Origin of the sequence: Chromobacterium sp. Panama (genome assembly GCF_003052555.1) — a bacterium.
Classification (GTDB): domain Bacteria; phylum Pseudomonadota; class Gammaproteobacteria; order Burkholderiales; family Chromobacteriaceae; genus Chromobacterium.
Genome location: NZ_QARX01000007.1, coordinates 1 through 609, shown reverse-complemented (window position 1 = coordinate 609; position 609 = coordinate 1). Strand labels below are relative to the sequence as shown.

The 609-nt window shown below is 67.3% G+C and carries 1 pseudogene; it reads left to right on the top strand.

The features are described from left to right. Positions 1–609: pseudogene (locus DB032_RS24305) on the top strand (hypothetical protein); the annotation flags it as partial.

Below are 609 nucleotides of genomic sequence, written 5' to 3'. Positions count from 1 at the left end.
TCCTGCCAGCTCAGCGGCCCCATCCTCGAATACCTGCATCTCAACTTCGCCCAGGCCTGGCAGAAGGAAACCGGCGAGGATTTGCTCGGCGAGCGCGACGCCCAAACCGTCGGCGAGTGCCTGGAGCGCGTCTTCCGCCAACAAAAGCTGCCCACCGCCAACAGCGTGATGGCCCAGATCCTGCGCACCCAGCCCCAGGAAAACACCCAGGACATCGAAACGCTGTATCTGCACACCGTCGGCAACGCCACCCAATACATCTATATCGAGAACCAGTACTTCCGCTGGCCGGTGCTGGCCGAGCGCATCCTCAAAAATGTGCGGACCCAGACCGAGTGCGGCCGCGACTGCACCCAGCACGGCCAGCTGCACCTGTTCGTGGTCACCAATGCCAGCGACGACGGCATGGGCCGCGGCGGCGTCAACACCTACCGCATGCTGGACGCGCTCGGCCGCGCCGACACCCTGCCCGCCGCCGCCCGCACCAAGCAGCTGGAGCAGCTGGAACAACGGCTGGAAGCCGCCCGCCAGGCCGAACGCGCCGGACAGACCCTGCCGCCCGGCCAGAGCGCCGCCGACCTGGCCGCGCAACTGGAAGAAGCCCGCCAG